Annotated in this window: 15 protein-coding genes; 10 read left to right on the forward strand and 5 right to left on the reverse strand. The window is 46.7% G+C overall.

Features of this window, described 5'->3' with window-relative positions:
* Positions 1-11 precede the first annotated feature (11 nt).
* Positions 12-743 carry a hypothetical protein gene (locus tag AC1DU2_RS05635; RefSeq protein ID WP_477383246.1) on the reverse strand — a complete coding sequence of 244 codons (732 nt, stop codon included), beginning with the start codon at positions 741-743 and terminating at the stop codon, positions 12-14.
* Between the two features lie 797 nt (positions 744-1,540).
* Here AC1DU2_RS05635 and AC1DU2_RS05640 point away from each other — a divergent pair.
* Positions 1,541-4,171: a glycoside hydrolase family 3 C-terminal domain-containing protein gene (locus AC1DU2_RS05640; protein WP_477383247.1), complete on the forward strand. Its 2,631-nt coding sequence runs from the start codon at positions 1,541-1,543 to the stop codon at positions 4,169-4,171.
* A 54-nt stretch (positions 4,172-4,225) separates the two neighbouring features.
* On the opposite strand, the gene AC1DU2_RS05645 is transcribed toward AC1DU2_RS05640, so the two are convergent.
* Positions 4,226-5,752: a gluconokinase gene (locus AC1DU2_RS05645; protein ID WP_477383248.1), complete on the reverse strand. Its 1,527-nt coding sequence runs from the start codon at positions 5,750-5,752 to the stop codon at positions 4,226-4,228.
* Positions 5,753-5,760: 8 nt separating this feature from the next.
* Entirely contained in the window at positions 5,761-6,642 is an 882-nt protein-coding gene (locus AC1DU2_RS05650; protein ID WP_477360319.1) for a helix-turn-helix transcriptional regulator, read from the reverse strand.
* Positions 6,643-6,901: 259 nt separating this feature from the next.
* Here AC1DU2_RS05650 and AC1DU2_RS05655 point away from each other — a divergent pair, with 259 nt between their 5' ends.
* From AC1DU2_RS05655 to AC1DU2_RS05695, 9 genes are all read left to right on the forward strand, one after another.
* Positions 6,902-7,855, forward strand: a complete 954-nt coding sequence (locus AC1DU2_RS05655) for an RraA family protein (protein WP_477383249.1) — start codon at positions 6,902-6,904, stop codon at positions 7,853-7,855.
* A gap of 28 nt (positions 7,856-7,883) precedes the next feature.
* A complete protein-coding gene (locus AC1DU2_RS05660) occupies positions 7,884-9,167 on the forward strand; it encodes a mandelate racemase/muconate lactonizing enzyme family protein (protein ID WP_477360323.1) in 1,284 nt (427 codons plus the stop codon).
* An 11-nt stretch (positions 9,168-9,178) separates the two neighbouring features.
* Positions 9,179-10,303, forward strand: coding sequence for a bile acid:sodium symporter family protein (locus tag AC1DU2_RS05665; protein WP_477383250.1), 1,125 nt, complete (start codon positions 9,179-9,181; stop codon positions 10,301-10,303).
* Positions 10,304-10,480: 177 nt separating this feature from the next.
* Complete coding sequence (locus tag AC1DU2_RS05670; protein ID WP_477383251.1) at positions 10,481-11,317, forward strand: fumarylacetoacetate hydrolase family protein; 837 nt, start codon at positions 10,481-10,483, stop codon at positions 11,315-11,317.
* Positions 11,317-12,918, forward strand: coding sequence for an aldehyde dehydrogenase (NADP(+)) (locus AC1DU2_RS05675; RefSeq protein WP_477383252.1), 1,602 nt, complete (start codon positions 11,317-11,319; stop codon positions 12,916-12,918). Before AC1DU2_RS05670 ends, AC1DU2_RS05675 begins: the two co-directional genes overlap by 1 nt.
* Positions 12,919-12,930: 12 nt before the next feature.
* Positions 12,931-14,646, forward strand: coding sequence for an IlvD/Edd family dehydratase (locus tag AC1DU2_RS05680; RefSeq protein ID WP_477383253.1), 1,716 nt, complete (start codon positions 12,931-12,933; stop codon positions 14,644-14,646).
* A 21-nt stretch (positions 14,647-14,667) separates the two neighbouring features.
* Entirely contained in the window at positions 14,668-15,984 is a 1,317-nt protein-coding gene (locus AC1DU2_RS05685; protein WP_477383254.1) for a gluconate:H+ symporter, read from the forward strand.
* Between the two features lie 188 nt (positions 15,985-16,172).
* Positions 16,173-19,331 (forward strand): SusC/RagA family TonB-linked outer membrane protein, encoded by a 3,159-nt coding sequence (locus AC1DU2_RS05690; RefSeq protein ID WP_477383256.1) that lies wholly within the window; start codon positions 16,173-16,175, stop codon positions 19,329-19,331.
* Positions 19,332-19,343: 12 nt separating this feature from the next.
* Positions 19,344-20,855 carry a SusD/RagB family nutrient-binding outer membrane lipoprotein gene (locus AC1DU2_RS05695; protein WP_477383258.1) on the forward strand — a complete coding sequence of 504 codons (1,512 nt, stop codon included), beginning with the start codon at positions 19,344-19,346 and terminating at the stop codon, positions 20,853-20,855.
* A gap of 451 nt (positions 20,856-21,306) precedes the next feature.
* Here AC1DU2_RS05695 and AC1DU2_RS05700 read toward each other — a convergent pair whose 3' ends face one another.
* Together AC1DU2_RS05700 and AC1DU2_RS05705 are read right to left on the reverse strand one after the other, a co-directional pair.
* Entirely contained in the window at positions 21,307-22,494 is a 1,188-nt protein-coding gene (locus AC1DU2_RS05700) for an alpha/beta hydrolase-fold protein (protein WP_477383260.1), read from the reverse strand.
* A gap of 62 nt (positions 22,495-22,556) precedes the next feature.
* On the reverse strand, positions 22,557-23,675 hold the full coding sequence (locus tag AC1DU2_RS05705) for an alpha/beta hydrolase-fold protein (RefSeq protein ID WP_477383262.1): 1,119 nt from the start codon (positions 23,673-23,675) through the stop codon (positions 22,557-22,559).
* Positions 23,676-24,479: the final 804 nt, after the last annotated feature.

Genomic DNA, 24,479 nt, shown 5'->3' on the forward strand with positions numbered 1-24,479 from the left:
GATCAGTTAATTTATTGCAGCGTGATAGTTACATCTTTTATCGGCGCTCCTTTTTCATCCAGCAGCCGAACACAAAAATCACTGAGCCCGGGCCCATTGATCACTGCTCCGCGTATGATATTTTTCCCTTTATTTAGTGTCAGCCGGGCCGAAACACAATCATCCATTACCATGCGCCTGTCCCCATCAAGTATCACTGCTTCTTTTCCATTTATCCACCACATTGATCCTCCGTTTGACCCTGCCGCCAATCTTACATTTTTTATCTCCCGCGGGCTGTTTACTATAGTTACTGCCCAAAATAATACGGCATAGGTCTGTTTCTTTAACCCATAGGCAAGACGAAATAATTTGACGTTGAAATTGGGGCTTTCCAATGCATGCCATAACAATTCCTGTTCGCCGACTTTTACTTTTTCATCATTCTTTGGAATAACCGTAAACTGGTTTGGGAAATAATCGGTTTCAAATTGCGTTTTCAGGTAGTTAACGGTAAAAACAAGATTACTTCGTATGGATTTGCTAATGGGTTCTAATAGTGACCAACGCTGAATAAACCCTTCACTATTCGGGGCTTTTTTTGATACGGTAGCCGGGGTAAAGAATGGCGCGATACTTCGTACGGTATCATTTTCGGTTATAACATCTATCTTGCCTGGAGTTGCAGACTGTCCTTGTGATCTTAATCCTGACAGAATTACAAAGCCCGCCGCCAACAATAGTGCACTGCGTTTTATATTCATGGTAGATACTTTAACTTAAATCAATTTTAGTAAATAATAAATTGTCGAAATACAAATGAGCTTTCGGCCTATTGATGCGTTGCATAGAAATCGTTTGCATATAACATCAATAGCCTGATACCCTCACGCCTCATTGATGATACTTGGGGTTAGCATTAAAATGTTTCTTCAATTTTTAAAAATGGCTTATAAATTATTGCCCCAAAACTATACCTTCAGAAAAGGACATCATCACACTATTCAGCAATAAAAGTCAACTTTTGTCAATAACCGGGCATGAAATATAGGTTATGATCGGTTTTTTATCATTTATTCGGGCATGGCCGTGGTGCCTTTACCTTCTTTGAGTAAAAAAACAGGTGGAAATTGTTAGCCTTCATTAACCGGTTCAAATCCGTTTCCGATTAGTCCTTTTTTTCCTGGGCATTATGTTCGGCAAACAGTTGCATCAAATAATAATGGAGATGATCAAAATGATAACGACTTAGAGTCTGGAGTTTAAAGAGCATTCAAAACAAACTGCCTGGTACTGAAATAGGGTTACAGCAATATCGGGTACCCTTTACAATTCTGTTTGACGAAACACTAAAGCCTCAATACCCGAAACTGCGGCTATGTGAGGCCTGACATCATATACAGGCAAATCAACCAATTGTGTAAAAATCAACGGGGGGCTTTATTAGAAGTTACCCACCGGCAAAACCTATAACTTGCCGCCACCAATTATTAAAAGTGTGTAGTCTGCCATGCATCTTGGCAGGATGGCGTCGCCCTTTTATTAAACCTGATAATTACCCATGGGATATTTAAACAAGAAATGGAGCAAGCCGTTTTTATTGATACTGATTTGCAGCATCTGCGGCAGCGCATCCTATGACTCAAAAGCGCAAAGCAATTCGCTACCGTTTCAAAATCCAAAGCTTGGCGCTGAAGCAAGGGCGTTTGACCTGGTAAAAAGGCTCACCCTCGAAGAAAAGGTTTTGCAGATGCTCAATAAAGCGCCCGCTATTACCAGGTTAAAAATACCGGCATATGACTGGTGGAACGAGAGCCTGCATGGCGTTGCGCGCACAGAGTATAATGTTACCGTTTACCCACAGGCAATTGGCATGGCTGCCGGCTGGGACCCAGCTGCTTTTAAGCTGATGGGTACTTACATTGCCCGGGAAGGGCGCGCTATTTACAATCTATCCATTGCAAATGGCAGTACGGGCATTTACCACGGTCTTACGTATTGGACACCCAACATCAATATTTTCCGCGACCCGCGATGGGGGCGGGGGCAGGAAACTTACGGCGAGGACCCCTTCCTGACCGGCCGGCTTGGAAAAAGCTTTGTAACCGGCCTGCAGGGCACCAACCTGCATTACCTCACGGCTGCGGCATGTGCCAAACATTTTGCGGTACACAGCGGCCCCGAATCATCCAGGCATACGTTTAATACTACAGTTAGCAATTACGACCTTTGGGACACCTACCTGCCCGCTTTTAAAGAACTCATCGTAAATGCAAAAGTTGCAGGCGTAATGTGTGCCTACAACGCGCTTGGAGGACAGCCTTGCTGCGGAAACGATTTACTGATGACGGACATCCTCCGCAACCAATGGAAATTTAAAGGCTATGTTACCTCAGATTGCTGGGCCATTGACGATTTCTTTAAAAACCATAAAACTCATACAGGCCCTGCAAGCGCAGCCGCGGATGCCGTATTCCATGGTACCGACCTGGAATGCGGCACGGATGCTTATAAGGCCCTGGTGCAGGGAGTTAAAGATAAACTGATAGATGAAGAGCAGATAAATGTTTCGGTAAGGCGGTTATTTACTATTCGTTTCCGTTTGGGCCTGTTTGATAAGGATTGCAAATACAACCTGATAGGCAAAGAAGTATTGGAGGCAAAACCACACCAGCAGCTGGCCCTTAAAATGGCCCGGCAGTCCGTCGTATTGTTGAAAAATGAGGGGCAATTGCTTCCCCTAAAAAAAATGTATAAAAAAATTGCGGTGATTGGGCCCAATGCCGATAATGAAATTTCGGTGCTGGGTAATTACAATGGATTCCCTTCGGTAATATCCACTCCGCTTAAGGCAATAAAAGCCAAAGTTGGGGCGGGGACTAAAGTTTACTACGAAAAAGCCACCGGTTATACCGATAACCGTGTAGCTTATCCTATTAACAATGCAGCAGTGCTTACCATTGACGGACATACGGGTTTCAAGGCCGAATATTTCAAAAGCACCAATCTAAGCGGCAAGCCGGTGTACACCAGTTATGAGGAAAGCATAGCGCACAGATGGCCTGAAGGCGGCGATGTGGCTGACGGCGTTAAAGCTAATGGCTTTTCGGCCCGGTGGTCTACGGTTTTCGTTCCGGATAGCACGGGGCTATACAGTTTTAAAATCACCGGGAGAGATGGTTATCGCTTGTTGGTTGATGGCGTACAAAAGGCTGGCGACTGGGGGCAGCACGGATCTACAACTATAGATTTTGTGCAGCAGTACACTGGCGGCAAGCAATATCAAATCGTGCTTGAATTTTACCAGAGCAGTGCCCCCGGCAGGATTGCTGCCATAAAAATGATACCCGGAAGAGTAAAAGAAAATAAGCCCGAAGATATTGCTGCGAGAGTAAGCGATGCTGATATTATTGTGTTTGTAGGCGGCATATCACCGGAACTGGAAGGAGAAGAAATGCCTGTTAGCCAACCCGGTTTCTCGGGTGGAGATCGTACATCAATTGTGCTCCCGGCTATCCAAACCGAAACATTAAAGGCCTTGTATGCTACAGGAAAACCGGTGGTGCTTGTGCTGATGACCGGAAGTGCAATTGCCATGGATTGGGAAAATAAACACGTACCGGCAATTGTGAACGGCTGGTATGGCGGACAGGCCGCAGGTACCGCAATTGCAGATGTGCTTTTTGGTGATTACAATCCATCCGGCAGGCTGCCGGTAACCTTTTATAAAAGCGACAGCGACTTGCCGCCATTTGAAAATTACGCCATGGCCGGCCGCACCTACCGGTATTTTAAAGGCGAGGTAGCTTACCCCTTTGGGTTCGGGCTTAGCTACAGCAAATTTGGCTATAGGTTTGGAAAGCAAAAAATGAAAGTTAGCGCAGGAAAAATAACAGGCATTGTTAATGTTGAAAACCAGGGGGTGAAGGCCGGTGACGAAGTTGTGCAGGTTTATATACAATATCCGGATGGGTTTAATGAAATGTTGCCACTAAAAGAATTAAGGCAATTTAACAGGATCAGCCTCGGCCCGGGTACTTCCAAAAACATCGCAGTGTCTGTACCGATTAACAGCCTCAAAAAATGGAACGAACAGGCCGGGAAATTAACCCTACGCCCCGGGAGATATAGAATATTGATTGGCCCAAATTCAAAAGACAGCTGGCTGCAGGCACAAGTTTACCTGAACTAAGTTAGTTTAACAGCTGGCCGCGCTTTACACCGCAGATGGAGGCCCCCAATCCCATTACTGGCTGTACCGCTGTTGCAGATCGGAGATAATGTCAAATTCATCTGCCACTTTTGTTATCAGGCTTTCAAACACCTTGAAGTATTGCGCGTACACCTGGTGGTTTTCTGCTTTCGGATAGTAGGTTCGATGCATGGTAACCGTTTTAGAGGCTTCTTCCAGCGAAGGATAAATACCCATCTCGGTAGCACTTAACAGGAAGGCTCCTCTGCCTATGCTGTCGCCATGGCTTAGCGTGCTTACGGGCTTGTTAAATATATCTGCAATAATTTGTGTACAAAGTGGTATCGAAGCGAAGTTGCCGTTAATGGAGAGGCCTTCAATATGACGGTGCTTTTCCAGCGTGCGGCCAATACTATACATTTCGAACAAAATCCCCTCAATCGTAGCCCTGATGAAGTGCTTGCGCTCGTGCCGTATATTTACGCCAAAATAGCAGCCCCGTGCGTTGGGGTTCCAAATAGGGGCCCGTTCGCCATGCAAAAAGGGGAGAAAAATCAATCCGCCGGAGCCAACTTCAACCGTTGCCGCTTCCTCTATCAGCGTTTCCATCGATTGGTCAATGTCAAATGCTTTCTGAAAATCGCCGAATTGTTTGGTAAACCAATTGAATATCACGCCGCCGTTGCTGGTTGGTCCACCGGTAATGATGTGCTTTTCGGTGAGCAGGTAGTTGAATATTTGTTGTTTGGGGTCTTCAATTATCCGGTCGCCAATGATGCGGAACGCCCCGCTATCTTCGATGGTTATTGTAGCCATGCCATTGCCCCAAACGCCTGCACCCAGGGTGGCAAGGCAGCCATCGCTTGATCCGATGAGGATTTTCACCGTAGGCAGCAGCTTTAAAACCCTTTGATATTCTTTTTTTAGCGCTACGCCCGAGTAGAAAACAGGGTGCAAAGCGGGTAACTCCTCCGGCGTTATGCCCGCAAAATCCAATGCCGCCACGTCCCAGACCAAATTGTGGATATTCATCAGCCCTGTGGCAGAAGCGATGCTGTAGTCAATTACGCATGCGCCGGTAAGTTGCTGTATAATATAGCTTTTTATCGGCATGAATTTTTTCGCCTGACCAAATTTCACAGGATCATTGTTTTTCATCCAGGCAATTTTTATCAAAGACGACATAGGGTGTATGGGAGTCCCGGTGGCTTTATAAATCTCTTCGCCAAGCGGGCTGGCTTTTAATTCCGCGGCTTCTTTTTTGCCCCTGTTATCTGCCCATGTAATAGCGTTGCCTAAGGGTATGCCATCTTTATCTACCGCCAGCAGGCTATGCATCGATGAGCCGAAGCAGATACAGCTTACGGTGTATTTTTTGGGGTATATTTTCTCTATAAGCAGGTTTTTTAAAATATATAACATCGTAATGAACATCTGCTCCGGGTCTTGTTCGCTATGGTCATTTTGTTCATGAAAAGTGGGGTAATGCCCCTTCGAAGAACTTATTAGATTTCCCGAAAGGTCGAAGGCAAAAACCTTAACTGCGGCTGTGCCCATTTCTATGATGATGATACAGTTCATGATGTATATTATTGATCTGTTGTTTTGTTTTTCCTGAATTCCGTTGGCGTATAGCCGGTTAGTTTCTTAAATGTTGTAGAAAAATGCTGCGACGAATAAAAACCTGTGTTGAGCGCTATATCGGTAACATTTACTTGGTTCCGCTTCAGCAGTTTGGTGGCTTCGGCTATCCTGATGTTGATCAAATAGTTCAGCGGCGAAAACCCGGAATAATTTTTTACTTTCTCGGTAAAAGCGGTGGTTCCCATACCAATCAGTGCGGCCATTTCTTCAACTGTCCATTGGTGGGCAAGGTTCTGCCTTAAAGTTTGTTCAAGTTTCAGGAAGTTTTGCGGGAAGTCGCGCCTGGAATTATTTTGCCTGATGAACTGCCTGCTTATTAAAACAAAAAGCTCGTCAAGCAGCTGGTTTGCACGGGTATAAAAACCCACCTCTTCGTTTTGCAGCTCGGCCTGCAGGTTTTGCATTAACGCATGTGCCTCTTTCAATTTTAAAACATGCTGCTCTTTATTGATCAGCAAGATCTGGTTGACGGATATTTTTTCTTTTTTCGTTAAGCCGCTCCATTTACCCAGCAACAACCTGCCGTTATCTTCGGTAGATATTTTTATCCAGAACAGCGCTCCAATGTTCATTATGCTGCTTTGGCCACCAATGCGCTGGCCAGGCAATACCATGGCAAAATCTCCTGGATACAAAATGTGTTCCAGCGAATCAATTATCCAGGTGAACTTTCCTTCCAGTATATAATACAGGCAAATACAATCGGCAACATTGCTGCTAAACGAGTTGAGTTGGATGGTATTGTTCTTTTTGTGGACAAATTCAAGTATATGCGGAAAGTTCGCAAGCACCTTGGATAAGCCCTGCTGAAGTATCAGTTGATTCATTCAGGATAAATATTTGGTATGCTACTGCGGTTATCATAAACCCCGGCAAATATTGGGGTGCCGTAAACCGGCATCCGTATAAAGCAAGTTTACGCATTATCAAACCAACATTTGTATAAAAACCATCGCTGTTTTTTAATGGTATTTTACGTGTTTTATATTGCCATTCTTTGTATGTAATTATAACCAATCCCCAATTAAACCAGGCTGCTGATATGCGGGTTTGCCCCGCATATCAGTGTGCGCATCAAATTATATTATGAAAAAATGGCGTTTCCTTCTCGGCATTTTAGGCGGTGCGTTATTGCATTGCTGCGCCTGCCTCCAAACAGCATTTGCCCAAAAGATTACCAGGGACGAGTTGATATTCCTTACTCCGGAATGGAAAGGCGAGCGTTTTGCTGATGGCCGCCCCAAAGTGCCTGACGCTATTTTGGCTAGGATAAAAACAGTGAGCATCGAAGAAGCCTGGGCCGTATTGAAGAATGCCGGTTATGCCTACCAGATAGCCGAGAATTGGTTAGTGATAAACCCCGACAGCGTTTTGGTAGGGCGCGCCGTAACGGCAACACTTATGCCCGCGCGGCCCGATGTGTGGAAAGCAATTGATGACCGCGGTAAAGCGCAGGGCAAAAAAGGCCAGAATACATGGCCGGTAGACCTTTTGATTAAAGGCGACGTATATGTGGCCGACCAGTTTGGTGCGCATAAAAACGGGCCAACCATTGGCGATAACGTGGGCAACGCCATATATGCCAAAACAGGGAATGGCATTGTTTACAATGGAGCTGTAAGAGATATCCGCGGATTAAAAGAGATTGGCAGCTTTACGTCATTTGTAGAAAGCTATGACCCATCTTACCATAACCCGCCGGGCGACCTCAATACCATGATTATTGGGATAAACCAGCCCACCCGCATCAAACAGGTTACTGTAATGCCCGGGGATGTGGTACTTGGCGAAAACGGTGTGGTGATATTTATACCGCCCCACCTGGCCGGGAAAGTGGCGACGACATCTGAGATAGTGAGGCTGAGGGACATGTTTGGCCACCTGCGCTTAAAAGAAGGAAAATACACCGCCGGGCAAATAGATGCCCGCTGGAGCGATGATATCGAAAAAGATTTTTCGGCCTGGCTTAACGCCCATATCAACGAACTGCCTGTGCCAAAGGAGCAAATACAGAACATCTTAAAAAACCGTACCTGGTAAAACAACCTATCGTTAGCAATAAAAATTTATGTCAAAAAACCAAAACAGGCGTAGCTTTCTTACCAAGGCTTCGTTATTCGGTGCGGCTGCGCTGGCAGCACCGCTGAGTAAAACATTCGGGCAGGGATTAATAGATGCCCGGGAGCGTACCCCGCAAGCATCGTCTCCCTCAGACCTGAAGATAACCGAAATGAAATGCGCCTATGCCGGAGGCGGGCTATTTGTAAAGATATACACCAACCAGGGCATATGGGGCTCGGGCGAAGGGGTTGATGCCATTGCAGGCACCTATTACCTGGTTAAACGCCTGGAGTTTTTCCTGAAAGGGCGCAGCCCCTTAAACCCCAACAGGATAGCCGAAGAAATACGCAAGGCAAATTTTTTTGGCGGGGCACAGTCGGGGATGTTCGTAGCGGTATTAACGGCTATTGAAGCCGCGCTTTGGGATCTTACAGGCAAGGCTTTGGGTGTACCGGTTTACCAGCTGCTGGGCGGTAAATACCGGGATAAATGCAGGGTTTATTGCGATACCGAATTATACACAGCCACACATCCGGTGCCCCAGGATTATGCCAAAGCTGCCAGTGGTGCAATAAACCGTGGTTACACCGCCGTAAAATTTGACATTGACGACGCACGCGACCCCAATAAGTTCGACCGCTATAACTGGACGGCCAGCAACGCCGAACTGGACAGGATGTTCAATGCCATTGCTGCGGTACGGACAGAAGTTGGCCCGAATATCGATATCTGCGTAGACATGCATGGCCGCTATGACGCCACTACGGGCCGAAGGGTTGCCAAGATGATGGAACCCCTTAATTTGATGTGGCTGGAGGAGCCGGTACCCGCAGATAATATTGATGTGTATAAAACAGTAACCCAGGAAACAACCACGCCTATTTGTGCAGGAGAGAACTTTTACCTGGCGTATGGCTACACCAGGCTGCTCTCAGAAGGAGGAATAGATATCGTAATGCCCGATCTACAGAAGTGCGGCGGCCTTGGCGAGGGGCAGCGCATAGCCAACCTGGCCAATTTGTACTACGTGCCCTTTTCGCCGCATATGGTTGGCTCGTTCCTGGGGGCTATGGCCACCGCGCATGTTTGCGCATCGGTGCCCAATTTTCATATCATGGAGTGGCAAACACTTAGCGATACTGAACCTAAATGGAAGGAGATAGTAACATACGATAAGCCCTTTATTGAAAAAGGCTTCCTGGTTTTATCTGATAAACCTGGCGTAGGGGTAGAGATAAATGAAGAAGGCCTTAAAAAATACGCCGTGCCCGGTGTGCCTTTCTTTGCCTGATGGTTTGGGGTATGAGTACTTTCTACAAAGCAATCCTGGCATTAACTGTAGCCATATTTGCCACGGTTGTACTAACAGTAGTTTGCAGAGGGCCGGCCTATGCCGGCCCATATGTGCTTACATTCTTTTTACTGCTGGCCATTGGTTGCAGGGCCTTTACAAAAACCAAAAGTTTTACTTACACCATTGTAATTTTTGGCGCCGCAACCATGGCCCTTTATTACCCTGGGCCATTTATAAGCTATGGCAGCTTTAAGTATGCCAGGTTAATTATCCCGCTAATCCAGCTCATCATGTTTGGTATGGGCACCTCTATGCACTACAAAGACTTCATAGGCGTATTAAGTGCCCCAAGAGGTATATTGATAGGCGTGGCAAGCCATTTTATAATCATGCCGTTACTGGGCTTTAGCATAGCTACCCTTAGCATAAAGTTTGCTGCTATGCCCCCCGAGGTAGCTGCGGGCATCATACTCATTGGTTGCTGCCCCAACGGTATGGCATCAAACGTAGTATCGTACCTGGCAAAGGCAAACCTGGCGCTTTCTGTTACAATTACCAGCATCTCCACGCTGCTTTCGCCAATCGTAACCCCTTTTTTGATGGATATGCTGGCAGGGCCACTCATCAAAATAAATCCCTTGCTAATGGTTGCGGACATCTTTAAAATGGTAATGATACCTATTGCCCTGGGTTTGCTTTTTTCGGCAATAGCCAAAGGGCGGGTAAACTGGCTTAAAAAACTGATGCCTTTGGTATCAATGGGCGGTATCATCGGCATTATTATAATAATAACGGCCGCCGGCCGCGATAGCTTGCTTAAAGTTGGCCTGCTGCTTGCCGTGCTGGTATTGGTGCACAATATCAGCGGCTACTTGCTTGGCTTCTGGTCGGCAAAATTATTGGGGATGGAAGAACGCGACTGTCGCACCATTGCCATTGAAGTAGGCATGCAGAACGGCGGCATGGCGGCGGGCCTGGCAAAAGGTTTAGGCAAAATAGGCACGCTTGGCCTGGCACCTGTTATTTTCTCTACCCTAATGAATATTACAGGCTCATTATTGGCCTCTTACTGGCATAAAAAACCAACTAAAAGACATGTTGAAGATGTTGATTTAATGAAAGTTAATAATTAGCGTGAAGCTTGCCACCCAAAAGGTTTTTTGTGTAAAATTCATCGCTGTGGTTTTTTAGAAGACAGAACCATTTCAATTAGCATTCTTTGTAACGTAACCAACTGTAACCAAAACGAACGCATTTTTTATTGACCGTAATAATTAATACCGCAGGCAAAGCGGCATAATATAACAGCTATGCATATTTTTAAATCGAACGATAAAGTAATTGTTAAATATCTCGACCAGCTTTACAGTTCGACAGCGTGGACCTGGGACGGTTTTATAAACCGGGAGGGATTGCACGGGAAAGTATTACAGGACATCCTGAATCTGCCCATCCGGCCGGAGCTCTCCACCGATGTTGAACACCCCGGTGCTCCCATTGGCGGCCAGGAGATATGGGCATCGGGCGTAACTTACCTGCGTAGCATGGATGCCCGTATGGAAGAAGCCAAAAACGCAGGTGGCGGCGATTTTTACTCAAGGGTTTACAGTGCCGAGCGCCCCGAGATATTTTTTAAATCTCCCTCCTACCGTGCAGTTGGCACGCAAGGTACCGTGCGCATCCGCAAAGACTCCAAATGGAACGTTCCCGAGCCGGAACTGGTGCTCTTTATTTGCAGTATCGGTACTATTGAGGGATATATGATTGGTAACGATATGTCGTCGAGGGATATTGAGGGCGAAAACCCGCTATACCTGCCACAGGCAAAATCATACAACGGCGCGGCAGCTGTTGGGCCGTGCCTATATGTACCGGCCGAACCTATTCCCGCCGAGACCAAAATCCAAATAGAAATTTTGAGAGGCGGCGCGCAAATTTTTGCTGATGAAGTGCTCATCAGCCGGATGAAACGCACACACCAGGAACTTGCCAAGTACCTTTTTATGGAAATCTCGTTCCCTGTAGGTGCGTACCTCATGACCGGTACCGGCATTGTACCTCCCGATTCTTTTACGCTTAAATACCGCGATGTGGTTAATATCAGCATCAGCAATATTGGCAGGCTCTCAAATATTGTGGGGGAGTAATGATGATGAACATTGAAGGCAGGCAGCTGATTGACGGGCAAAACGTTACCACGGGGACTGATTTTTTTTATGCAGTGGACCGGGCTACAGGTAACAACCTGAGTTTCCGTTTTTTTAATGCCACCGAGGGCGATATTGAAATGGCAGTGGCGGCAGCACAGCGGGCGTTTGTAATAACGCGCAAAAAAACAGGCATTGAAAAAGCGCTTTTTTTAGAGGCCGTTGCGCTGGAGCTGGAGAAAGCCGGCCCGCAAATAGTTGAAATGGCTTGCCTGGAAACGGCACTCACCACCACACGCATAGCGGGCGAATTGCTTCGTACTATCAACCAGGCGCGGCTTTTCGCTAAACTATTAAGGGAAGGCAACTGGGCAGATGCTAAAATAAATACCGGCGATTTGCGGCGCAAGCCTACCCCAAGGCCCGATATGCGGTCGATGCAGCGGCCGATTGGCCCTGTCGCGGTATTTGGTGCAAGTAATTTCCCACTTGCTTTTTCGGCAGCTGGTGGCGACACCGTGAGCGCTATAGCTGCAGGCTGCCCTGTTATATTCAAAGCACACCCCGGCCACCCCGCCACCTGCGAAATAGTGGCCAAGGCTATACTTGCGGCAAGTTTTGCAAACGGCATGCCCACAGGATATTTTTCGCTGCTACAAGGCGATAAGCCGGAGGTAGGCGTAGCGTTAACAAACAGCGCAGGCATTAAAGCAATAGCTTTCACCGGCTCCAGCCGTGTGGGCAGGCTAATATGCGATGCAGCAGCAACCCGCCCCGAGCCCATACCCGTTTTTGCCGAAATGGGGAGCAGTAACCCGGTGTTTATATTGCCGCAAGCTTTGGCAGAGCGACATGAGGCTATTGCCGCCGGTTATATAAATGCGCTAACCCTTGGCGTGGGGCAGTTTTGTACCAACCCAGGTTTGTTAATACATGCATCGACCGCCGGCGAAGATATTTTCTATCAAAGTTTAATAAATAATATAAACGCCACGCCTGATGGCGTAATGTTGACGCCTGCAATAACCGAAGCCTATCAAAAGGGCGTAGCTGGCAGGCGGGCAAATAAAGCGTTGGAGTTGCTGGCCGAAGGCCATTTGCCAAACGATGCACGGCGCCAGGTGCCTGCCATTTTTAAAACAAGCCTGAAAGTATTTCAGGAGCAGCCCCAACTGGAAGAGGAACTATTCGGCCCTTCTGCTATCATCATCACCGCAACCTCTCAGGCCGAAATGGTAAGCCTTGCAGAAGATTTATCCGGTCACCTGACAGCTACTGTGCATGGCACCGAAGATGAATTACCGGTATATAAAACTCTGCTTGACGTGCTGGAAACTAAAGTTGGCCGGCTTATTATAAACGGCTACCCAACCGGCGTAGAAGTTGTAGAGGCTATGGTGCATGGTGGCCCATACCCCGCCACGTCAGATGCCCGCAGCACCTCTGTTGGTACGGGGGCAATTTACCGTTTTACCCGGCCGGTGTGTTATCAGGGAATGCCGCAGGCCTTACTGCCCGATGAATTAAAGGACAGCAATCCGCTGGCCATTTGGCGCTCTGTAAATGGTCATTTTAGCAATGCTTCAATCATAAATATATAAAACAATTAAATAATGTCACAATTCAGAAGTTCGGATTGGTTTGGTAAGTCGGGTAAAATGGGTTTCTTATACCGTAGCTGGATGAAAAACCAGGGGATGCCTTCCGACCTTTTCGACGGGAGGCCGGTAATTGGCATATGCAACACCTGGTCTGAACTTACCCCTTGCAACGCCCACCTGCGCGATTTGGCCGAGTCTGTTAAGCGTGGGGTTTACGAAGCGGGCGGTTTTCCGGTAGAATTCCCCATTATGTCATTAGGCGAAACTTTGTTGAAACCAACTGCTATGCTGTTCAGGAACCTGGCCAGTATGGATGCCGAGGAATCGATACGTGGTAACCCTATCGATGGTGTTGTACTGCTTACCGGTTGCGACAAAACCACCCCATCAACCATGATGGGCGCTGCCAGCGTAGGCTTGCCTACTATCGTGGTGCCCGGCGGGCCGATGCTTAACGGAAAGTTCCGCGGTACCGACATAGGATCGGGCACGGCAGTTTGGAAACTGACCGACGACCTTAAAACCGGCAAAATCACCAACGACGATTACCTGGCGGCAGAAAGTTGCATGTCGCGCAGCGCGGGGCACTGCATGACTATGGGGACGGCTTCTACCATGGCCTGCATGGTGGAAGCTTTGGGTATGTGCTTATCAGAGTCGGCTGCCACCCCCGCTGTCGATTCGCGCAAGAAGGTGCTGGCGCAATTATCTGGCAGGCGCATTGTAGAAATGGTTAAGGAAGGGCTTACGATATCAAAAATCCTCACCCGATCAGCTTTCGAAAACGCTATAAAGGTAAATGCAGCCATAGGCGGTTCAACTAATTTCATTATACACCTTACCGCGATAGCAGGGCGTATCGGCGTAGACTTATGCCTTGATGATTTTGACAGGCTGGGCAGTAAAATTCCGTTGCTCCTTAATTTGATGCCATCGGGCAAATTCCTGATGGAGGATTTTTATTACGCGGGTGGCCTGCCTGTGATTTTGAAAGAGTTGAGCAATGAGTTGGATATGAGCACGCTCACAGTAACCGGTAAATCGCATGCCGAAAATATAATTGATGGCGGCATTTGCTACAACAAAGAGGTTATCGCAAACTACAGCAATCCCATCATACCAGAGGCAGGGATAGCCGTTTTAAAAGGAAACCTGGCCATTAATGGCGCAGTGATAAAACCCTCCGCAGCTACGCCGGCACTGATGCAGCACACCGGCAGGGCGGTGGTTTTTGAAACCATAGAAGATTACCACGCCAGGGTTGATGATCCTGAATTGGATATAGATGAAACCTGTGTAATGGTATTGAAAAGCGTTGGGCCGGTAGGCTATCCAGGTATGCCCGAAGTAGGCAATATGGTGCTGCCAAAAAAGCTTTTAGATAAGGGTGTGACCGATATGGTGAGAGTTTCTGACGGGCGCATGAGCGGTACAGCTTATGGTACTGTTGTGCTGCATGTATCGCCTGAATCGGCCATTGGCGGCACCCTGGCACTTGTGGAAAACGGGGATATGATAAGCCTGGATGTACCGGCACGAAGGATTGACCTGCTGGTAGATGAGGCAGAGCTCGAAAAGCGGAGGCTACTGTGGCATAAGCCTGCCTACCATACCGATCGGGGGTATGTATCAATGTACCAACGTCACGTGCAGCAGGCCGATAAAGGGGCCGACCTCGATTTCCTGGTAGGGAATTCCGGCCCGGTCGTAACGCGCGATTCTCATTAACAACCATTGAGCCGATTAGCAATGATGATATTTGTACCCGTCTTCTGTATACTACTCCTTGCAACGCTCATAACCTGGGCAAAGATTAATGCGTTCCTCGCCTTCCTCATGGTTGCGGTATTGGCAGGCTGCCTGTTCGGTATGCCGTTCGCGGCAGTAATCGCCTCCATAAATAAAGGGCTGGGCGATACTTTAGGATCCGTTGCTATCATCATCGTATTAGGCGCCATGCTGGGCAAACTGGTTGCCGAAAGCGGCGCCGCCCAGCGCATAGCCAATTTTATGCATGCCCTGTTTGGCGCTAAGTATGTTACCTATGCCATGGCACTAACTGGCTTTGTTGTGGGGATCCCTTTATATTACAACGTTGGCTTCATACTACTGTTGCCTATTATTTTCTCGGTTGCATATAGCTATCGCCTGCCCTTGCTATACGTAGGCATGCCTATGCTTACAGCCTTATCGGTAATGCATGGCTTTTTGCCCCCGCATCCGTCGCCCATGACCCTTATCAGCGTTTTTCATGCCGATATCATTAAAACGTTCGGCTACGGGTTGATAATTGCTCTACCTGCTATACTTATAGCCGGGCCAATATTTGCAAACACGCTTAAAAATATCGGGCCTGGTGGGTTGAGTTTTGCTAACGCCCCTGCCATGTTGCCTGATGAAGAATTACCCGGAATTGTTAACAGTATCCTGTCGTCGCTTTTGCCGGTAATGCTTATTTGCCTGGCCTATTTGCTGCGAGTGCTTTTGGGGCAGGCGCCGTTTATTAAAACAATATCGCAATGGCTGGGCGAACCAGTGTTTGCCATGTTATTAACCATCATCATTGCCACTTATACGCTTGGGCTAAGTAAAGGGAAACCCATTGCGCAAATTATGGGGGCCTACGGCAGCGCAGTAAAAGAAATAGCCATGGTACTGCTCATTATAGGCAGTGCCGGGGCACTAAAGCAAGTTTTTGTTGATAGCCGGTTAAACGATGCGCTTGCCCTTATGCTGGTGCACACGGCCATGCCGCCTTTATTGCTTGCCTGGCTGGCAACCGCCTGTTTACGGCTTTGCCTTGGTTCGGCCACCGTGGCGGGCGTAACGGCAGCAGGGGTTTTATTCCCCATTACCCAGCATGCTGGTATCAATACCAATTTGCTGGTGTTGTCCATCGGCGCCGGCAGCCTGTTCGGTTCGCATGTAAACGATACTGCCTTCTGGCTCTGCAAAGAATACTTTGGGTTATCGGTAAAAGAAACCTTGCGTTCATGGACAGTTATGGAAAGCCTGGTATCGGTAATTGGCCTTGCCGGCGTGTTATTGTTGAATCGATTTTCGTAAAATTAAATGGCTAACAAATGAATAGAATTAATTAAAAACCATAAACCCCTGCTTAAATTATGAAGAGAGAAATACTATAAATCAGAAAAAGGGCAGCAATCCGCCGCCCAAAAGCCAGCCGTTTCACGATCGCCAATTTTGTGAAGCGATTTAAATACAGGATATACCAATTAAACCAACCTAAAATTATGAAAAAAAAGATTCAGGCATCCGGTATGATGCTGTCCGTTTTGATAAGTGTTGTTTCGACACTCATTTTTACGATGGACGTAAAAGCGGGGGGAACCGGTAATCCCCGCTTGTTTAAAGAGATAAGCGTCCAAACCGTAACGGGTAAAGTGCTCGACGAAAAAGGAGCACCGCTTGTGGGCGTTAGCGTAAGCGAAAAAGGCACCACTACAGGCGTAATGACGGATGCCAATGGTAATTACCGCATACAAGCATCTGGCGACAATGCGGTATTGTTTTTCAGCTATATCGGCTATATCTCCAAAACCGAGCCATTGAACGGCCGAAGCGTTATCAACATTTCACTGGAACCGAAGCCGAATGCCCTTAACGAGATTATCGTAACAGCCCTGGGTATCAAGCGCGAATCGAAGAAACTGGGTTACGCCGCAGAAAATGTGCGCGTGGGCGAGATAACCACCAACCGTAGTACAAACTTTGTAAATTCGCTTGAAGGCAAGGTGGCCGGCCTTGATATTTCACCGCCGGCAAGCGGCCCGGGCGGAAGTACAAAAATCAGGCTGCGCGGGCAATCGGCTTTCCAGGGCGATAATGCACCACTGATTGTACTAAATGGCTTGCCTTTATCGCAAAGCCCATCAAGCACCAACGGTTACACGCAATCAGTAGATTTGGGCGATAATATGCAACAGATCAACCCTGACGATATCGAATCGATGACGGTATTAAAGGGAGCCACCGCTGCGGCGCTTTATGGTTCGCGGGCCAGCAATGGCGCAATCATCATTACCACCAAAAGCGGCAATAAAAATGCAGGTATCGGTATCGAGTTTACCTCCAACTTTACCCAGAACCAGGCGCTCGATTTTACCGACTTTCAGTACGAATACGGGCAAGGCGAAAATAACGTACGTCCTAAAACACAAGGCCAGGCCCAAAGCTCGGGAGCATGGAGCTTTGGGGAGAAATTCGATGACGCACTTACCTACCAGTTTGATGGCGTGCAACGCCCCTATGCGCCGGAAAAAGACCGCATAAGTAAATTCTTCAGGCTCGCCAATGCATGGACCAACACCATCGCATTTTCGGGCGGTAACGACAAAGGGAGCTTCAGGTTCGCATATTCTAACCAGGACGCGCAAGGTATCGTACCTAACAACGATTACCACAAAAAGATATTCAACCTTGGGCTGAATTATAATTTCACCCCAAAATTATCGGCGCAGGTTTACGTGAATTACGACCACGAGAATAACAACAACCCACCCATAATCGGAATCCAGGGTTCATCGGTCACTAACTATATGTACCGTTATTCTAACTCGGTTGGTTTGGATGTTTTGAAAGCAGCTGCGGTTGATGCCAATGGTAACGAAACGCCCACATCGCGTTTCACTACGCTTACCAACCCATACTGGATAATGGCCAAACAGTTTACCAAACAAACCCGGGACCACCTTTTGGGCACGGCAACGCTGCGCTACCAGTTTTTTGATTGGCTTTACCTTCAGGGTCGTGTAAACATGGAGTACAGCACGTCGTTCTTCGAACAAAATGCCCCTACCGGTACGTTGGCAAATGCTGCGGCACCATCCGGCCTTTACAATGGCAGTTATAACTCAAACGACAATTCTTACCGCGCACTAAACGCCGACTTCCTGCTGGGAGGCGGCCACAAATGGGGCGACTTTTCTTTTGACGCCACCGTGGGCGGGAATACTTTCCCTTCTTCTTCCAAGGGCTATAACGTAACTGCAACAAACTTTTACGTAAGAGATTTTTATACCTTGGGTAATGGAGTAACCAACACATCAACCTACGGTATTTCTAAATCAACCGTAAACTCGCTTTATGGTACTGCCGAGTTTGGCTATAAGTCTTATCTCTTTGTGAACGTAACCGGCCGAAACGACTGGTTTTCGGTATTAAGCCCAGACCATAACCACTATTTCTATCCTTCTGTAAGCGGTAGCTTCGTTTTTTCTGAAATGTTTAAAACGCTGCCTTCATGGTTGTCGTTCGGTAAGTTAAGGGCTACTTATGCCAATGTGGGCAGCGCCAATGGTATCGGTCCGTACAGCAACTCGCTTACATATGCACTTTCCCAAAATGCTTTCAACGGCATTCCGCTTGGCAGTATCAATAATACCACTACGCCAAATCAGGATATCAAGCCTTACAGCGTAAAGGAAAAAGAAATAGGCCTTGAATTGCGCATGTTCAACAGCCGCGTTAACCTTGATGTAGCCGCTTATGATAAACACACCACAAATCAAATTTTAAGCGTGGCTATTTCCAACGCATCGGGCTATACAGGCACCATAGTAAACCTTGGCGAATTGCAAAATCGGGGTTTAGAGTTCCAACTAGAGTTAATTCCTATCAAACAGAACAACTTTACCTGGCGTTCGGCCTTTAATACGGCCTTTAATACCTCTAAAGTATTGGCGCTGGCAAACGGTCAAAATCAACTAACGTTGGGTACCGGGGAGTTCTTCGGCTCTATTGTGGATCAGGTTGGCCTTCCGCTGAACCAGATACAAGGCGCAACTTACCGCCGGGACGCCAACGGTAACATTATCCTTTCTGGCGGGAAGCCAATAGCGAGTACTTCTCAAAAGCTTTTTGGCAGTGCGTTGCCCAAAACCACCGGCGGTTGGGTAAATACTTTTACTTATAAGAAGTTTACACTGATGGCCCACATCGATTATAAATTCGGCGGGAAAATCCTGTCAAGTTCTAACCTGAATTTCCTGCGGGAAGGCTTATCGAAGGAATCGTTGATAGGCAGGGAAGGCGGTGTGAAGTTTGATGGGGTGAACGCGGATGGTTCGCCAAATACTACCGCAGTAAACGCCGAAGATTTTTATGCCAACTATCGTTCGCAGGGTATCCTGGACCCGTTTATTTATAAATCAGATTTCATCAAATTGAGGAACGTGTCGTTAAGCTACGATTTTTCTAAGATGGTGAAAACCAAATTTATCAAAGGCCTCGTAGTTTCTGCTGTATGCCATAACGTGCTTATCATCAAAAAGTACCTGGCAAACCTTGATCCGGAAGCGATATCATCAAGTGGCGATATCCTTACCGGTTACGAGCAAAGCTCAACACCTACCACAAGGACCTACGGATTCAACCTTAACGTCAAATTTTAAAAGCGTACCATCATGAAGAAGTATATAAAAATCATATTATCCGCCGCTTGCCTGTGTACTGCAGTAAGTTGCGATAAGGGGTTCAAAGAGTTGAACGTTAACCCCAACAACCCAACCAGCCTCGACCCTACGTTTTTGTTTTCCAACGCAGAGGTATTAACCTATTCCTCACTTATGGAAACGGAAGCAACCGTGGTTCAGCAATTTATCGACCCTTTCGGAGGCGTTACATCGGCGTTCAACTTTAACGTATTGAACCAAACCTATACCGTGCTACGCTGGAATAATGCTTACCCAAACAGCATAAAACTGCTTGAGCAGGTATTGTTTGCTACAAAAGGCGATGCATCGAAAGCTAATTTGTATAACCAGGCCAGGATATGGCGTGCTTACAATTATATGATGCTGGTAGATACCTATGGCGATGTGCCATATGGGCAGGCAGGGCAAGCGTACCTAAATACTGTATTTTTACCTAAATACGATAAGCAGCAAGATATTTATGCCGACCTGGTTAACGAAATAACTACAGCCACCGCAGCCCTGGATCCTGCAAAGGACGTAGTAAAGGGTGACGTGTTTTATGGCGGGAACATTCCACAATGGAAACGCCTGGGTTATTCCTTGTTGTTGCGTATCGGCATGCGCTATTCTAAGACCGACGCCGCGAAAGCAAAAACCATCGTACAGGCGGCCTTTACCGGCGGTGTTATGCAATCGAACGCCGATAACTGTTACCTTAAGTATAACAACACTTACCCAAACCCGGTTACTCAGCAAATTCAGCAGTTAACCAATACCTATTATCTTGCCGAGCCTTTCGTTACGCAGATGAAATCAACCGGCGATCCAAGGCTGAAATATATATCGGCTGTTTACGCAGATCCTGGAAAAGCCTTATCGCTGGCACCCGATACAGCATCAGCTAACCAATTTGGCATGCCAATAGGGTATGATAGCGGCACGCTGCCATCAGCACCCGGTTTTCGCGGCGGTAGTGGGTCTGGTTTTAAATATTCGCAGGTTAATTACAGCGTATTCGGCAAAATAACCGCGCCGCAGTTTTTTATTACTTATGCGCAAACGCAATTACTATTGGCCGAGGCAGCCTTTAAAGGCTACATTTCGGGCACCACAAGCACGTTTTATAACAATGGAGTTAAAGCTGCTATGGATCAGTTTGCCGCTTATGATGCTGCTGCAGTAATACCCGGCAGCACCGAAGATGCTTACCTGAATAACCCACTGAATGCATATTCTGATGCAAACGCTCTACGGCTCATCAATACCCAATATTGGATAAACTCGTTCGGTAATGGTGCAGAAGCATGGGCCAATTTCAGGCGGAGCGGATTCCCGGCACTGGCTCCAAATAGTTACCCCGGCAAGCAAATAAAAGGCAGTTTTGTGCGCAGGTACACTTATCCGCAAACGGAGTCGGCCATAAATGCCAATAACTATAGGGCTGCTGTAGCCAGCATAGGTGCAGATGACTTGGATACTCCTGTGTTTTGGGATAAATAGATACTTGTACCCCTTGATTATTGTTCTTTCTACGCCCTGGAGCCTGCTGGCTCCGGGGCTTTTTTATTCTCAACTAAATTGCCGGCAAAACAAGATAATAAAACGCGGCCGCCTGTATAGTCTGGTGCAGCAGTATCCCCGCAGAAAAGAGAGAAGCATAAGGCTATATTTTACGCGTTATATGAGGGGCGGTTTCGCAGGCCTACATGGATAGGCGAACATACTCGGAAGAGTTAATGTAAGAATGCAACCAATGTGTGGCGATATTACACAAAAGAGGCTGTCTCATAAGTATTAGAACAGCCTCTTTTTGTTTAATTTATTAGGGTAGGTGACGGAGAACGTTTTCATATAGGCTATTTTCGCGGCTTCCGTTTTATTTATGATACAGCCTCTTGGCGGCTGCAAAGCAAATTAACCTTTGAGCAGCAATCCCAAAAGATGCCACCCCTTAGTTTTTAAAAAGCAGTGATGCATAGCCCTTAAGGCTACGGCGCCAGGTTTGCCATTCATGCGCTGTTCCAGGCGATTCATATTGCAAATACTTGATACCCTGTTTATCCAACATAGTTCGGAACGCGCCAATAGACCCCGGGAAAGGGTTGGGCTCCTTTGAACCCCAGCTCAGCCACAACACTTTAAGCTGCTTATTTATTGCCGAGCCGTCTTTAAACTTCCCATCCAGGAAAGTGTTGGGGTCAAGAACTTCTGCGCTTGGATAGTTTGGCGTACCGCTAAACCCTCCTATGGCCGAGAACTTATCCAGGTTGTTCATGATAATACGCATGGTTTGGTTTGCGCCCATAGATAGGCCGGCTATCGCCCTGTGCTCGCGGTTGGCAATCGTTCGGAATTTTGTGTCGATCATCGGGATAATTTCATTGATCATTACCTCTTCAAATATCGAAACAGGGCGGCCATTATTATCAACCGTGCCTTTTACAGGTTTATTTGCATATCCATTATCCATCACAACAATCATCGGTACTGCCTTTTTATCGGCAATCAGATTATCCAGTATCAGGTTTGCTTTTCCCTGAGTGGCCCAGCCGGTTTCATCTTCAAAACTTCCATGCTGCAGGTACAAGACCGGGTAACGGGTTTTAGTATTTTGGTTATAACCGGCTGGTGTATATACAAAACAGCGTCTCCATGTATTGGTTAGTTTGGAGAAGTAAATGTTTTCACTAACAAGCCCGTGCGGTAGGTATTTTAATGCATAAAAATCGCCGTCGCTTGCGGGAATTTCAATGCCGCTTCCCAGCCGGCCGGAACCGTAAAAGTAAAGGCTCCCCGGATCCGGAACCGAAGCACCGTCGATATTAAGCTGGTAATAATGAAAACCCTCATCCTGAGGGAGCGATTCGCCCGACCAAACGCCTTTATCATCCTTAACCAAATCGTACTTTTTACCGCCTAAATCTAACTGTACTTTTGTTGCCTGCGGGGCAGAAATGCTTGCCCGTACCCTGGCCTGGCTATTTACCTGCGGGTATTGCTTGCCCGGTTGGTTGCAGGTTGCTGGTTTAAAATCTTCAACAAGCACAGCTTTGCCTGCTTGCGCCCTACCGATGCTGCCGCGAAAGGCGGCAGCTATTAGTAGGATGGCTATTTTATAGTATAAAGGAACTTTTTTCACGTTTTTGATTTTTGTGACATTGCTGCCTTAATTTAAGTACCTTATAATAAGGCCATAGTTAATTAGTTAAATAGCATCGGTGCTAGTTCGTGCAAGCTTCGGCGCCAGGTCAAAAACTCATGTGCGGTATTTTCAGAAATAAAAGAAACTGCGTTATAGCCGGCATCTTTTAGCGCATCAGCTGCTTTTTTTACGCCGGTTGCGTTTTCCTTGCTGCCACAGCTAATGAAAATAAGTTTAGGCTTAGTTTTGCCGGCCATTTCGGTGGGCGAATAAACGCCACCGCTAAGCAACGCGTAGTAATCAAAAAAATCGGGTTTGTTTAGCGTAATGGTATGCGTTTCCATGCCTCCCATTGATAAGCCCGCCATGGCCCTGTGTGCCTTATCGGCAACTGTGCGAAAATTCGCATCTACAAACGGTATCAGCTCATCAGTCAGCACCGTTTGAAATGGATCTATCTTAAAGTTTCTCATCCCGCCGAATTTTATCTCGTTGGTCATGCCGTAGGTCATTACAATAATGAAGGGTTTTGTCTTTCCTTCAGCAATCAGGTTGTCCATAATTAAGTTAGCGTGCCCCTGATTGCTCCAGGCGGTTTCGTCTTCTCCCCAGCCATGCTGCAGGTATAGCACGGGGTAGCGCTTAGATTTATCTTTTCCGTAATCGGGAGGGGTGTAAACAAAAGCCCTGCGCGAGGTGCCGGTGCTTTTAGATGGGAAAAGTATTTGCTGCACATTGCCGTGAGGTACATCCTTAAGCGCGTAAAAATCCTTGTCGTGTGCAGGAATCTCTATACCGCTTTCCCAACGTGTAGAGCCATAAAAATTTAATGCGCCCGGATCATTGAAAACGCCGCCATCAACGGTAAGGTGATAATAGTGAAAGCCCTCGTCCATCGGCCCTTCGGTGGTACCGGTGAAAAAGCCATCCGCCCCTTTGGTAAGCCTGGTTCCACCGCGGCCGCCAAGGCCAAGGCTAACCTTTACGCTATCGGCTTGTGGAGCCGTTATGCGGAATCGGGCATAACCTTGCGAATTTACCTGCGGGTATTCTTGCCCTGGTTGATTAACGGCAGATGGTTTAAAGTCGTCCAGTACTACAGGTTGATTAGTTTGGGCATTGCAAATGCCCGTTGCCAATGTGGCGACTAAAATGATAGCTAAACATTTCAAGTTCATGGTTTGATAATTAAGTTTATAAATTGGTGCCTGGGTGGTTTTTACCGTAAGATTACAGTAATCAATTTTACCAATTAATTGTATAAATAACAATCAATTATTGATTTTTTTCAGGACGGTAAGCATATTGTTACGTACGCAGGAAATTTGCCCCGGATCTTCCATTCTTAGTACTTAAATCGTTTCATTTTATTGTACAATGCATTCGGCTATGTCAAATACATTGTACAATATTTAATTATGAAAATGATTTTAATGGCTATAATTGATTAAAATACCTCTTTTATTGTCATGAGTGTAAGCAATGTGTGTATCGACTTCTTGTTCATCTTCATTTTTGTAGAGCAATATTTTATAATATCTCCAACAATCGATTGTTAATTTAAAAATCCATTTAAATTTTAAGTGTATAAAAAACATTTAATAAATCAAAAAAGGCCAATTATAATAAAGCTATGCACCACTTTAATCTTATGTATATTTTATTTGCGCCCCAATTAAGTAGCGCAAAATCTTAAATCAACGCTTAATTTAACCAGCCCCCTACGTAGCTGTTAGCAAGCGGCCGTATGGGCTGATGACCGAAGAAATCAACCATTCTCACGACGGCGGCTTATAGGGGAGTTGATCAGGAACCAGGTATTAAGGATAATCCAAATACCCTGAGGCCTGGAGCCTTGTGCAGGAAGGCGAGACCAAGGCATCAGTGCAATTGGTTGCAGCAGGCCCTCTTTATTGTTCGACCAGCATCTCCAGTGCCAAAAAACCTATAACGCAGTCGTATATTTCTAAAATGGATATTAT

The sequence above is a fragment of the Mucilaginibacter sp. P4_C11 genome (assembly GCF_056402115.1).

Coding starts and splice junctions, on each gene's coding strand:
- AC1DU2_RS05655 (WP_477383249.1), top strand. CDS start 6,902: ATGAAAAAATGGCGTTTCCTTCTCGGCATTTTAGGCGGTGCGTTATTG.
- AC1DU2_RS05690 (WP_477383256.1), top strand. CDS start 16,173: ATGAAAAAAAAGATTCAGGCATCCGGTATGATGCTGTCCGTTTTGATA.
- AC1DU2_RS05645 (WP_477383248.1), bottom strand. CDS start 5,752: ATGAACTGTATCATCATCATAGAAATGGGCACAGCCGCAGTTAAGGTT.
- AC1DU2_RS05670 (WP_477383251.1), top strand. CDS start 10,481: ATGCATATTTTTAAATCGAACGATAAAGTAATTGTTAAATATCTCGAC.
- AC1DU2_RS05640 (WP_477383247.1), top strand. CDS start 1,541: ATGGGATATTTAAACAAGAAATGGAGCAAGCCGTTTTTATTGATACTG.
- AC1DU2_RS05685 (WP_477383254.1), top strand. CDS start 14,668: ATGATGATATTTGTACCCGTCTTCTGTATACTACTCCTTGCAACGCTC.
- AC1DU2_RS05660 (WP_477360323.1), top strand. CDS start 7,884: ATGTCAAAAAACCAAAACAGGCGTAGCTTTCTTACCAAGGCTTCGTTA.
- AC1DU2_RS05675 (WP_477383252.1), top strand. CDS start 11,317: ATGATGATGAACATTGAAGGCAGGCAGCTGATTGACGGGCAAAACGTT.
- AC1DU2_RS05695 (WP_477383258.1), top strand. CDS start 19,344: ATGAAGAAGTATATAAAAATCATATTATCCGCCGCTTGCCTGTGTACT.
- AC1DU2_RS05680 (WP_477383253.1), top strand. CDS start 12,931: ATGTCACAATTCAGAAGTTCGGATTGGTTTGGTAAGTCGGGTAAAATG.
- AC1DU2_RS05635 (WP_477383246.1), bottom strand. CDS start 743: ATGAATATAAAACGCAGTGCACTATTGTTGGCGGCGGGCTTTGTAATT.
- AC1DU2_RS05665 (WP_477383250.1), top strand. CDS start 9,179: ATGAGTACTTTCTACAAAGCAATCCTGGCATTAACTGTAGCCATATTT.
- AC1DU2_RS05650 (WP_477360319.1), bottom strand. CDS start 6,642: ATGAATCAACTGATACTTCAGCAGGGCTTATCCAAGGTGCTTGCGAAC.
- AC1DU2_RS05705 (WP_477383262.1), bottom strand. CDS start 23,675: ATGAACTTGAAATGTTTAGCTATCATTTTAGTCGCCACATTGGCAACG.